Here is a 12,769-nt window from a genome sequence, read left to right as displayed (position 1 = left end):
ATTTACTTTTATGGGTAAGGGTTTTTATAAAAATCGAAGATTGAAGTCGTTTATATTTTTTAGTGCTTGTTTTTTAGTAGCTTTTATTCCTCATGCTAACAATATCGAAAATTTCTTTTACATAATATTGACTCTTTCTTTTGTGATTGTTTTTTACGGTTTAATAGTTATTTCTAGAAATTTCAAAAGGAACAACGTTTTAAATACTGTAAGCAGAAGAATTAGCAATAAAGATTTACCTGTGCTTGATATTTTAGTCGCAGCTAGAGATGAAGAGAATGTTATATCAAGATTAGTTGAAAGATTATTTAGTTTAGATTATCCAACAAATAAATTAAATATTTACATAATCGATGATGGTAGTTCTGATAAGACGCCTTTAATTTTAGATCGATTATCTAGACAATATGACAAGCTAAAAGTCATAAGTCGTTCTCCAAATGCAGGAGGAGGAAAGTCAGGAGCTTTGAATTATGCCTTGAAATTTACCCATGGTGAATGGTTATTAGTTTTGGATGCTGATGCTGAATTAAAACAAGATTCTTTGATAAGGTTATTTAGTTTTGTAGAAGAGGGTGATTGGTCTGCAGTTCAACTAAGAAAATCAGTAACAAATGTAAGTAAGAATTTTTTAACTTCCTGTCAGTCAATGGAGATGGCTATGGATGCAATCTTTCAATATGGAAGATTATCAGTTGCTGGAGTTTCCGAATTAAGGGGAAATGGTCAATTAATTAAGAAAGAAACATTATTAGCATGTGGTTCTTTTAATGAAGATACAGTTACAGATGATCTTGATTTGAGTTTAAGATTATTATTATCAAAATCTAGAATTGGTATCTTATGGGATCCTCCTGTTATGGAGGAGGCAGTTGAGAATTTAAATGCTTTATTAGCGCAAAGGCAAAGATGGGCAGAGGGGGGTTTGCAAAGATTCTTCGATTATGGAGATCAATTATTTACTAATAAAATTGATTATTTGCAGAAATTTGATTTAACTTACTTTTTCATCTTGCAATATGCATTACCAATCATTTCTATCTTTGATTTAGTTTTCAGTATTGCTTTTTTAGATTCACCAATTTACTGGCCTATTTCATTTACGGCTTTTATGTTATCTGGAATTGCTTTTTGGTACGGTTCTTCTTGTAAAAGTGAAGTCCCCGTATTGCAAAAAAGCAATTTTTTGATGGTATTTGTATCGGTTTTTTATCTATCACATTGGTTTTTAGTAATCCCTTGGGTAACTATAAAGATGTCTATTTTTCCCAAAAAGATACTCTGGCGAAAGACTCTTCATACTGGAGTTTAATCTATTCATCAAGGTCTATAATTTCTCCATTAAAAAAATTTGCTAAGTTTTTTGAACTATCATCATAAGTCTCCTCGTTAGATATTTTTGTTGAAGAATTAGTTTTTGGTTCTATTTTTTTTATTGGTCGGAAATTATTTACTTCATTTTGGGTTATTTCTGGACTTTTTGCTGGGTTACTTTTATTTAATTGTTTGGTTGAAAAATTAAGTATTATTCCATCTCCAAATATCTTTTTTACAGTATTTTCAATAATTACTTTTCTGCTTTTTATCATACTTTCCCAGTTAGGAGATAATGCAATTGTGATTTTCTCCGAATCAAAACTTTCAAGTTCGGCTTGTTGTGAAAGTAACATTCTTGTTGATGGTAACTCTACTTTAGAAAGAATTAATTCCCATTTATCTTTTAAATTTGATCCAGAATTATTTTGGTTATTTTCAGAAATATTTTCAATACTTTCTTTTTCAAGAACTTTAAATTTTTCTAATTTTTCGTCTTTTTTTTCGATCAATTCTTTGTGGGTTATCTCTTCTTGAATACTTGGTTTTGGAATCTCATCTGAAATATTTTCTTTATTAATTGGAATGTTTTTTCTACTTTCATGCTTCTCTTCAGTCGTATTATTTTTACTTTCTTGTTTATTTTCAAAACTATTTATCTTTTGACTATCCAGAAGACCAGTTAAATGTATTTCAAACCAAAGCCTTGGATTATCACTTGATTTGATTTGATATTCAATATTTCTCAGATTATTATGCCAATTAATTATTGTTGATTTATTTATTGTTTTTGAGATTTTATCTAACTCATCTCGAAATTCATCAGACGTATAGTAAAGATCTGAATATTTATTATTAGTAGTGTGTAATAGTAGATCTCTTGTTATATTCAATAATCCGATAATTATTTGAAGAGGTTCGTTTCCGGCATCATATAATTTGTTGCAGGTGTAAATTAATGACTCTGGATTATTCTCAACCAATGATTTAATCAGAATTGTTAATTCACTTTCTGATACTTCTCCTAGGAGGTTTAGGATATTATTAATTGTTATCCCTTCTGGTAAAAGATTCAATTGTTCAAGGAGGCTTTGTGCATCTCTCATGCCTCCATTAGACCTTTTCGCAATCATTTTTAACGCCTTAACTTCGTACTTAATGGATTCTTTTTGGGCGATTTCTGATAAATGTTGAAAAATATCACTAGGGCTTATTCTTCTAAAATCAAACTTTTGGCATCTACTTTTTATTGTATTTAATACTCTCTCAGGATTTGTCGTCGCAAGTATAAATACAACTCTTGAGGGCGGTTCTTCAATAGTTTTTAGCAAAGCATTTGAAGCTGCTGTTGAAAGCATATGACATTCATCAATTACATAGACTTTCCATCTCGCTTGAGTAGGTGCAAATCTCGCTCTTTCTATAATTTCTCTTATATTTTCTACTCCTGTATTTGATGCTGCATCAATCTCGATAATATCTAGAGCGCTCCCATCTGTAATTTGTCTACATAAGTCACATTCACAACAAGGAGTTATCGTAGGTTGGTCGAATGCCTGGCAATTTAGAGATTTTGCAAATATTCTTGCACTTGATGTTTTTCCAGTACCTCTTGGACCATTAAAAAGATATGCAGGAGCAATTTTTTTTGTTAATAGAGCTTGTTTGAGTGTAATGGATATAAATTGTTGCCCAACCAGTTCGTCTAAGTTTTTTGGTCTATATTTTTGATGAAAAGGCTTATGTATATTTGGCATTTATTTTTCCTTAATTAGAAAAATTAGGGATTCAATTAAAAAAATTAAACTCTAATTTTATGCAGACTCTTTAATGATTCTTTTTGATCCTGAAGGTAGTTTAACAATTTTGGATGAGAACAAATTATCTACCATTTTTTTCGTAATTGTGAATTCTTTTACATTTTCTTCAGAAGGCAAAGTGTACATTATGTCAAGCATTAGCTCTTCAATTATTGATCTTAATGCTCTTGCACCTGTTTTTCTTTTGTATGCTTCATTTGCTATCGCTTCAACAGAATCAGGCTCAAATGATAATTCAACATTATCCATACTTAGCAAAGTTTTGAATTGCTTTACTAATGCATCTCTTGGTTGAGTCAAAATAGATTCTAAAGTTTCTTTAGTAAGACGATCTAATACAGCACAAACCGGAATTCTTCCAATAAATTCTGGAATTAGGCCATATTTCACTAAGTCATCTAATTCTAAATTTTTCAGGGAATCTCTTGGGTCTACAATTTTTTTTGTATCAACTTTGTTTTGATCTGAATTGGTGGTAAATCCTATAGAGTGTTTACCCATACGCTTTTGAACGATATCCTCTAAACCTATAAAAGCTCCCCCACAAATAAATAGTATTTGACTCGTATCAATTTGGATGCAGTCATGATAAGGATGTTTTCTTCCTCCTTGAGGTGGCACATTAGCAATTGTTCCTTCAAGCATTTTTAATAATGCTTGCTGTACCCCTTCACCGGAGACATCTCTAGTAATTGAAGGATTCTCGCTTTTTCTTGCAATTTTATCTATTTCATCAATATAAATAATTCCTTTTTGAGCTAGTTCTACATTCATTTCTGATTTCTGTAGAAGTCTTAAAAGTATGTTTTCAACATCCTCCCCAACATATCCAGCTTCTGTCAAAGTCGTTGCATCAGCTACTGCAAAAGGAACATCTAAAAACTCTGCTAAAGTTTGCGCCAATAATGTTTTTCCACTTCCAGTAGGGCCGATGAGTAAAATATTTGATTTTTGTAATTTAGTTGCTTGTGAATCAGTTGAATTGCTATTTTTACTGTCTTCTTTAACTTTCCAAGCTAATCGCTTGTAGTGATTGTATACGGCTACTGATAATATTTTTTTTGCAGATTCTTGTCCAACAACTTGATTATCTAGAAAACTTTTTATTTCTAATGGCTTAGGAATTGAGGTTAATTCTAAAGGAACAGATTTTTTTGGATTATCAGTTGGTAATTTCTTTTTTACTTGTGGAGAGTTGTTTGTGTTCGCTTGATTATCAAGTAGTTCTTCATCGAGAATCTCATTACAAAGGTCTATGCACTCATCACAGATATAAACCCCAGGACCAGCTATAAGCTTTCTTACTTGGTCTTGTGACTTCCCGCAAAATGAACATTTAAGATGGGCGTCGAATTTAGCCATCGATTATAAGTTTTAAAGTGAAAGGTGTTAAATATTCCCTATTCACTAGGATTGCTCATAAATATCGATTCGTCATCATATTCTTAAAAAATCAGAACCCCTTGTCACTTTTTGATAACTTTATCAATTAATCCATATTCGACTGCTTCTGAAGGTGATAAAAAGTAATCTCTTTCTGTATCTTCATTAATTTTTTCTAAAGGTTGACCGGTATGTTCTGCTAAAAGCGAATTTAATGTTTTCTTGAGAAAAAGTATTTCTTTAGCTTGTATTTCAATCTCTACTGCTTGACCTTGCGCACCTCCAAGAGGTTGATGAATCATAATCCTAGAATTAGGTAAAGCCAATCTTTTCCCCTTTGCTCCTCCAGAAAGTAGAAATGCCCCCATACTTGCGGCTACTCCAAAGCATATTGTCACTACATCAGGTGATATTTGTTGCATAGTATCGTATATGGCCATTCCTGCAGTTACTGAGCCTCCAGGAGAATTGATATATATTTGTATATCTTTTTCGGGATCTTCAGCTTCAAGAAATAACAATTGTGCAACAAGTGAGTCAGATACTTGATCATTAATTCCAGTACCTAAAAAAATTATTCTCTCCCTCAATAGTCTTGAATATATATCAAAAGCTCTTTCTCCTCTACCTGATTGTTCTATAACGGTAGGAACAGCAGCAATAGTTTTATTATTACTTTCGTAAGAACTTATTGAGCTTTGGATTAAATGTTTTTTTTCTGAGTTCACAAACTAGTTTTGGTCTTATAAGTAATTTAAGGGGTTTTTGTTCAATTAGTAGGAAATTTCATAAATTATTTTTTTTCTTTTTTATTTTGAGTTTTTGTAGTTTTTGTAGTTCCTGTAGTTTTTGTAGTTTTAGACGCAGTTTTTGCGGCTTTGGATGTTTTGGAGGTTTTTGTAGCTTTAGAAGTTTTTGTAGTTTTTTCTTTTACTTCAGAATTTTCTTCAAGCCAAATTATTAATTTTTCTTTGAGTAGATCGTTACTTACTACTTCTGTTAATCTTTTAATATCTATTTGTTTTGAAGATTGAGAGATGGCATCTTCATAATCTTTCATTTTTAAATCAATTTCATCTTTCTCCACATTTATGTTTTCTGTTTCAGCTAATGCTTTTAAAGCTAAATTTCTTTGAACATTTTTTTCAGCTTGAGGCCTTGTGGACTCTGCTAATGACTTAACTAATTCCGGAGTGAAAGTAGATTTTACATCAAGACCTTGTTGAGCAAATCTTTGAGCGGTTTGTTCAATATTATTCCTTACTTCTATATCAATCATAGATTTTGGAATTTCAGCAACCAATTCGTTTGTTAATGCATCTAATAAAGCTTCAATTTTGATATCTTTTTGAGTTTTTTCAAAATTATCTTTAAGTTGCTTTTCAATATCTTTCTTTAACTCTTTTAATGATTCTTTGTTGCCAGACTGTTTTGCAAAATCGTCATTAAGTTCAGGCAATTCTTTTTCCTTAAGATCCTTAAGATTTACTTCAAAAATTGCTTCTTTGCCTCTTGAATCCTCATGAGAATAATCATCAGGAAATTTAAGGTTAAGAGTTTTATTATCACCAATTTTCATCTTTACGATTCCCTCAACGAAACCGGGAATCATCTTGTTCTTTTCTAACTCAAGATCCATTGATTCACTTGTTCCACCATCAATCTCTTTACCAGAATCTTTATATTTTCCTTTGAAACTAACTACAGCAATATCTCCTAATTTTGCTGCTCTATTGGTAACTGGAATAATGTTTGCGAACTGATTTCTAGATTTTTCTAGCGCTTCATCTATTGATTTAGGATCAAACTTTGTCTTTGATATTTCAACACTTAATCCTTTGGATTTTTTAAGTTTTAATTCTGGGGCAACATCAGTTTGAAGAGTAACCTTAAGTGATTTTTCCGGACTAAACTTTGCAAGTAAAGATTCAAAACCATCTACCAATTCTGGCTCACTTAGTGGCTCTATAGATTTTATTTTTAAAGCTTCTTGCCATGATTTATCAATAATTTTTTCCAGAGCAGAAGCATGTAATTGTGTGATGCCAATTCTTTGGATTAAGACTTGTTTAGGAATCTTACCAAGTCTAAATCCCGGAATTTTAGCCGAACGACTGATAGAACTGATTGTTTCATTTACACACGTTTTGCATGTCTCAGATGGTATTTCTAATTCGAATGAAATTCTACTTTGAGGCAGAGGAGTTGTTTTGACTATTAGTGCATCTTTAGCCATGTTTTTCTAAGTTATTACTATGAGCCGAATCTTAATTATTTCACATTATGTGATTTCCTTGAAAGTTAATTTTTTGATAAAGTAAAAAAAATAGTCAATCTATTTATAAAAATCATTTTAAAGTGTGAGACAATCTCCGTATTTGCCTAATAGGCCATTAAAAGTTGCTGTTTTAGGTTCTTCAGGTGCTGTGGGATCTGAATTGCTAAAAATTCTTGAACAACGTGATTTCCCAATATCAGAATTGGTCTTGCTTTCATCAGAGCGGTCAGAAGGAAAAAAAATTATTTGGAAAGATGAAGAATTAGTTACAAAAAAAACAACTAAGGAAGAATTTAAGAATCTTGATTTAGTTTTGGCTTCAGCTGGCGGAAGTATTTCAAAAAAATGGTTGTCTACCATTATTGATCAAAATGCTTTACTGATAGATAATTCAAGTGCTTTCAGATTAGATAAGAACGTTCCTCTTATAGTCCCTGAAGTTAATGCTAGTGACGTACTTAATCATGATGGGGTAATAGCGAATCCAAACTGCACTACCATTTTGTTGACATTAGTTTTAGCTCCATTAAACAAACTTTCAACTATTCAAAGAGTTATTGTCTCAACATATCAATCTGTTAGTGGTGCAGGCCAACTGGCAATGGAGGAACTAAAACTTTTAACTGAACAATATCTTCAAGGAAATCCTCAAAAAAGTGAAGTTTTGCCATACTCCCTTGCTTTTAATTTGTTTTTACACAATTCCCCTATGCTTTCAAATAATTATTGCGAAGAAGAGATGAAAATGGTTAATGAGACAAGGAAAATATTAAATATTGCTGATTTAAAGCTCTCTGCTACATGTGTTCGAGTCCCAGTACTGAGAGCACATTCTGAATCGATCAATATTGAATTTGCCGATGTAGTTGAGCCTAAAGATGCTCTTGAAGAATTAAAAAAATCTCCTGGAATTGAAGTTATTGAGGATTACAAAAATAATAGATTTCCTATGCCAAATGACGTTATGGGAAGGGATAATGTTGCTATTGGCAGGCTAAGAACTGATATAAGTCAGCCTCATGGATTAGAATTATGGTTATGTGGAGATCAAATAAGAAAAGGAGCAGCTTTGAATGCTGTTCAAATAGCTGAGTTATTAATTCCAAAAAAATGATTACAGACAAAACTGAGTGTAATAATCCACTATTTGGGAGAATATTGACTGCAATGGTTACTCCATTCACTGAGAATGGAGATGTAGATTATGAACTAGCTATAAAACTTTCTAATTATCTTTTTGAGAACGGTTCCGATGGAATTGTGTTGTGCGGTACTACTGGAGAATCTCCGACTCTTTCATGGGCGGAACAGCATGATTTATTTGTTGCGGTAAAAGGATCTTTGGATGCAAGCTGTAAAGTAATAGTTGGCACTGGTAGCAATTGTACAAGCGAGGCTGTAGAAGCTACAAAAAAAGCCTATGACTCTGGTGCTGATGGTGCTTTGGTTGTTGTTCCTTATTACAATAAGCCACCTCAAGAGGGACTGTATAAACATTTTAGTTCCATTGCTAATTCTGCTAAGGATTTGCCTTTAATGCTTTACAACATACCTGGAAGGACAGGATGCAATTTATTACCTGCTACTGTAAAGAAACTAATGGATTTCTCAAATATCCTCAGTATTAAAGCTGCAAGCGGTAGAATAGAAGAAGTAACAGAACTAAGAGCTATTTGTGGTTCTCGACTCTCTGTATATAGTGGCGACGATTCATTGTTGCTTCCAATGTTATCTTTAGGTGCTGTAGGAGTAGTAAGTGTTGCAAGTCATTTGGTTGGATTGCAATTGAAAGAGATGATTGATTCCTTTCAACGCGGAGAGATTTCTAATGCGCTTGCCATTCATGAAAAACTTCAGCCTCTTTTCAAAGCACTCTTTGTGACTACTAATCCAATCCCAATTAAGGCTGCTTTGGAGCTATCAGGATGGAATGTAGGTAATCCTAGAAGTCCTTTGTCACCATTAACTACTGATATGAAAAAACATCTATCTTTTATCCTGAAATCCCTACAATAGGGATTATATTTAACTTGATAATTAAATTTAAATAAACCTTATTTGATTACAAGCAGGCCTTCATAAATTTCAAAATTATGCAATCAAGTACAAATTCAACCGTAAAAAGATCTACAAATGATTCATCTAGATCTAAAAGCAATACACCAGCTCTAAGAGTAATACCTCTTGGAGGACTACATGAAATAGGAAAAAACACCTGTGTTTTTGAATATGGAGATGAATTGATGCTTGTTGATGCTGGCCTAGCTTTTCCATCTGATGGTATGCATGGAGTAAACGTTGTTATGCCAGATACAACTTTTTTAAGAGAAAATCAAAGAAGAATAAAAGGAATGATTGTTACTCATGGTCATGAAGATCATATTGGAGGTATTTCTCATCATCTAAAGCATTTTAATATTCCGATTATTTATGGTCCAAGGTTGGCAATGTCAATGCTTAGAGGAAAAATGGAGGAAGCAGGAGTATCTGATAGAACTACTATACAGACAGTAAATCCAAGAGACGTTGTAAAAGTTGGACAACATTTTTCTGTTGAATTTATTCGAAATACTCATTCTATTTGCGATAGTTTTTCTTTGGCAGTTACAACTCCTGTTGGCACAATTATTTTCACGGGAGATTTTAAGTTTGATCATATGCCAGTAGATGGAGAACAATTTGATATTGAAAGAATGGTTCATTACGGAGAGAAGGGTGTTTTATGCATGTTCAGTGATTCTACTAATGCTGAAGTTCCAGGCTTTTGTCCTTCTGAGAAGACTATCTATCCTTCTTTAGAAAAACATATTGCGGAGGCTAAAGAACGAGTTATCCTTACCACTTTTGCTAGTTCTGTTCATAGAGTGACAATGATCTTAGAGTTGGCCATGAAACATGGAAGAAAGGTGGGTTTGTTAGGTAGATCGATGATAAATGTTATTGCTAAGGCGAGAGATATTGGTTATATGAAATGTCCAGATGATTTATTTGTTCCTATAAAGCAAATTAGAGATTTACCAGATAGAGAGACCCTGTTATTAATGACTGGAAGTCAAGGAGAACCTTTAGCAGCGTTAAGCAGAATATCTCGTGGTGAACATCAGCATGTTCGTCTTAAGACTACTGATACTGTAATATTTTCAGCTAGCCCAATTCCTGGCAATACTATTTCTGTTGTTAATACAATAGATAGACTAATGAAACTCGGAGCAAAGGTTGTTTATGGAAAGGGTGAGAATATTCATGTTTCTGGTCATGGTTTTCAAGAAGATCAAAAGTTGATGTTGGCACTCGCAAAACCTAAGTTTTTTGTTCCTGTTCATGGAGAACATAGAATGCTTGTTTGTCATGGCAAGAGTGCTCAAACTATGGGGGTTCCTAAGGACAATATTTTAATTATTGAAAATGGAGATGTAGTTGAATTAACACCTAATTCTATTCAAAAAGGTGATCCTGTAAAAGCTGGTGTTGAACTGCTTGATAACTCACGGAATGGGATAGTAGATGCTCGAGTTTTAAAAGAAAGACAGCAATTGGCTGGGGATGGTGTAGTAACTGTTTTAGCTCCTATTAGTACAGATGGGAAGATGGTTGCACCTCCCAGAGTTAATTTAAGAGGAGTTGTTACAACTGCAGAACCAAGAAAAATGTCTATGTGGACAGAACGAGAAATAAGCTGGGTCTTAGAAAATAGATGGAAACAATTATCCAGACAAACTGGGCCGAATAATTTTGAAGTAGATTGGATTGGTGTACAAAGAGAAATTGAAAATGGTTTATCTAGAAGAATGAGGAGAGAATTACAAGTGGAGCCTCTTATTTTGTGTTTAGTTCAACCTGCTCCAAGTGGAACTCGTGCTTATATTCCAAAGATTACCGAAGAGCAAAATTTTCCCAATAGAAATAGAAATAATAATAATTTCCATAAGAAATCAAACAATAATCATCCGAATAATTCAAATAACCCACAAAATACCCAAAAAAGTCCAAATGTTTCACAGAATCCATCAGCTGAGACTGCTATAAAAGATTCATTTGAAGGTAGAACAAGAAGAAGAAGATCTGCTGTCACATCTTAGCTTTTCTCAAAATTTACATAGTTTTTATTCCAAACAATTTTTAAAAAATTTAGTAGGTTAGTTTGACCTTTATTTTTTTCATAAATTGAAGTTGCTAATTTTGTCAGATTTTTAGAACTACACTGTTTTGCAGATATTTCTTTTAAAAATCTATTTAAGATTGTGCACCTAGCTTCAATACACATACTATTTAAGAGATTCCTATTGATACCTTTTTCATCTTTACAATATAGGTATGCTAGTTCACTCAGATCATCACGTTCATTACTGTATTTGCTCATTTTTTGGGAAAAATTATTTATCCTTTCAGAACAACCAGGATAGATAATCTCTAAGGTAGGAATAATTTTTTTTCTTACTAAATTTCTTTTTAATTTAAGATCTGAATTTGTAGGATCTTCCCAGACTGGGATTTTCATATCATTACAAAATTGTTTTGTATCTTCTCTAGTGAAAATTAAAATTGGCCTTATTAAAAAAATTTGATTTTCTAGTAATCTTTTGCTCTCAATATTACTAAGACCGGCAAAATTACTCCCTCTAGATAAATTTAGGATAAATGTTTCTGCATTATCACTGCTTGTGTGACCAGTTAACAAGTAAATAGTATCTTTTTGCTGGTTTTTATTTAATAAAGCTTTAGCTCTTTCACATAATTTTTTATATCTCCATTCTCGTGCTTTTTCTTCTGAAGAAATATTTTCTTTATTTGCTTGATCAAAAGAGAATGAAATATTTTTATCTTCGCAATAACTTTTTAATTCAAGAGCATATAGTGAGGATTTTTCATGCCACTGATGATCACCATGCCAAACATTAATAGACCAATTATGTAGTTTTTTTAGGTCATTAATTAGGGTTAATAAGGCCATTGAGTCTTGTCCCCCGGAAACACTTATTAAAATATCCGATCCTTTAGGAATTAATATTTTTTTGGTAAGGATCTCCTTATGAAGCTGATGATGCCATGATGACCAATTTTTCTGAGTTAATTTTTTATCAGACATTTTGTGTTGCTCAGATAATATTTTTTAAAAAATGCACTGTTTTACTAAAACAATGTCACAATCGGGTAATAAATTCATTAAATAAATGAGTCTGATTAATCTTTTGCCACAAAAAATTCAAGAAGAGTTAAGAAGCAAATCTTTACTCAAAGTAATTTCTGGATTGAATAATTTCGATGTTCAATCTGTGAAGATAATTGTTGAGGCTGCTTCATTAGGAGGTGCAGATCTTGTCGATATTGCTTGTAAACCTGAACTCGTTGATTTAGCACTTAAGAATTCAACACTACCCGTTTGCGTTAGTTCAGTAGTGCCTCGATCTTTTCAAGATTCTGTAAAAGCAGGAGCATCATTAATTGAGATTGGAAATTACGATACTTTTTATGAAAAAGGCATTAATTTTTCAGATAAAAAAGTTTTAAACATTACAAAAGAAACTAGGGATTTATTGCCTAATGTTCCATTATCAGTAACTGTTCCTCATACTATGCCTATTGATAAACAAGTTGATCTTGCTGTAAAGCTAGTGGAAGAAGGTGTTGATATTATTCAAACAGAAGGCGGAACCAGTTCTACTCCTTACTCTCCAGGAATTCAAGGCTTTTTTGAAAAATCAGTACCAACTCTTGCAGCTACCTATGCTATTAATCAAGAATTTAAGAAACAATCTCTGAATATACCAATCATGAGTGCCTCTGGATTAAGCCTGGTAACTTGTCCACTAGCAATATCTTCTGGAGCCTCAGCAGTTGGCGTTGGATCTGTAGTGAATAAATTAGATGATTTAATATCAATGATTGCGGTTGTTAGGGGCTTAAAAGAATCTTTGAAAAATTCAATAATTGGAGAAAAAATTTCTTAGTATAGCAATATTCTTTTGCTAATAGT

Annotated in this window: 10 protein-coding genes; 5 read left to right on the top strand and 5 right to left on the bottom strand. The window is 32.5% G+C overall.

Going from position 1 to position 12,769, the window contains the following annotated elements:
* Window positions 1–10: 10 nt before the first annotated feature.
* A complete protein-coding gene (locus tag EW14_RS09425) occupies window positions 11–1,312 on the top strand; it encodes a glycosyltransferase family 2 protein (RefSeq protein ID WP_042851204.1) in 1,302 nt (433 codons plus the stop codon).
* Window position 1,313: 1 nt separating this feature from the next.
* On the opposite strand, the gene EW14_RS09420 is transcribed toward EW14_RS09425, so the two are convergent.
* The 4 genes from EW14_RS09420 to tig all read right to left on the bottom strand — a co-directional run bounded on the left by EW14_RS09420 (window position 1,314) and on the right by tig (window position 6,753).
* Window positions 1,314–3,071: a DNA polymerase III subunit gamma/tau gene (locus EW14_RS09420; protein WP_042851203.1), complete on the bottom strand. Its 1,758-nt coding sequence runs from the start codon at window positions 3,069–3,071 to the stop codon at window positions 1,314–1,316.
* Between the two features lie 57 nt (window positions 3,072–3,128).
* The gene (gene clpX, locus EW14_RS09415) at window positions 3,129–4,496 is read right to left on the bottom strand and encodes an ATP-dependent protease ATP-binding subunit ClpX (protein ID WP_042851202.1); all 1,368 of its coding nucleotides are present in this window, start codon (window positions 4,494–4,496) and stop codon (window positions 3,129–3,131) included.
* A gap of 104 nt (window positions 4,497–4,600) precedes the next feature.
* Window positions 4,601–5,245 (bottom strand): ATP-dependent Clp endopeptidase proteolytic subunit ClpP, encoded by a 645-nt coding sequence (clpP, locus tag EW14_RS09410; RefSeq protein ID WP_011819266.1) that lies wholly within the window; start codon window positions 5,243–5,245, stop codon window positions 4,601–4,603.
* A gap of 65 nt (window positions 5,246–5,310) precedes the next feature.
* The gene (gene tig / locus EW14_RS09405) at window positions 5,311–6,753 is read right to left on the bottom strand and encodes a trigger factor (RefSeq protein ID WP_042851200.1); all 1,443 of its coding nucleotides are present in this window, start codon (window positions 6,751–6,753) and stop codon (window positions 5,311–5,313) included.
* Between the two features lie 124 nt (window positions 6,754–6,877).
* Between tig and EW14_RS09400 the strand changes: the two genes are divergently transcribed.
* The 3 genes from EW14_RS09400 to EW14_RS09390 all read left to right on the top strand — a co-directional run bounded on the left by EW14_RS09400 (window position 6,878) and on the right by EW14_RS09390 (window position 10,874).
* Window positions 6,878–7,909, top strand: a complete 1,032-nt coding sequence (locus EW14_RS09400; protein ID WP_042851199.1) for an aspartate-semialdehyde dehydrogenase — start codon at window positions 6,878–6,880, stop codon at window positions 7,907–7,909.
* Window positions 7,906–8,811, top strand: coding sequence for a 4-hydroxy-tetrahydrodipicolinate synthase (dapA, locus tag EW14_RS09395; RefSeq protein WP_042851198.1), 906 nt, complete (start codon window positions 7,906–7,908; stop codon window positions 8,809–8,811). The genes EW14_RS09400 and dapA overlap by 4 nt, the downstream gene beginning before the upstream one ends.
* A 77-nt stretch (window positions 8,812–8,888) precedes the next feature.
* Complete coding sequence (locus EW14_RS09390) at window positions 8,889–10,874, top strand: ribonuclease J (RefSeq protein ID WP_042851197.1); 1,986 nt, start codon at window positions 8,889–8,891, stop codon at window positions 10,872–10,874.
* Here EW14_RS09390 and tilS read toward each other — a convergent pair.
* Window positions 10,871–11,881 carry a tRNA lysidine(34) synthetase TilS gene (gene tilS / locus EW14_RS09385; protein ID WP_042851195.1) on the bottom strand — a complete coding sequence of 337 codons (1,011 nt, stop codon included), beginning with the start codon at window positions 11,879–11,881 and terminating at the stop codon, window positions 10,871–10,873. The two genes, EW14_RS09390 and tilS, sit on opposite strands and share 4 nt — an antisense overlap.
* An 85-nt stretch (window positions 11,882–11,966) precedes the next feature.
* On the opposite strand from tilS, the gene EW14_RS09380 reads away from it, so the two are divergent.
* Window positions 11,967–12,743, top strand: a complete 777-nt coding sequence (locus tag EW14_RS09380; RefSeq protein WP_042851194.1) for a DUF561 domain-containing protein — start codon at window positions 11,967–11,969, stop codon at window positions 12,741–12,743.
* Window positions 12,744–12,769 lie beyond the last annotated feature (26 nt).

It is taken from the genome of Prochlorococcus sp. MIT 0604 (assembly GCF_000757845.1).
Classification (GTDB): Bacteria; Cyanobacteriota; Cyanobacteriia; order PCC-6307; family Cyanobiaceae; genus Prochlorococcus_A.
The sequence above is the reverse complement of the archived record's forward strand: the minus strand, read 5'-3'. Positions and strand labels throughout refer to the sequence as shown.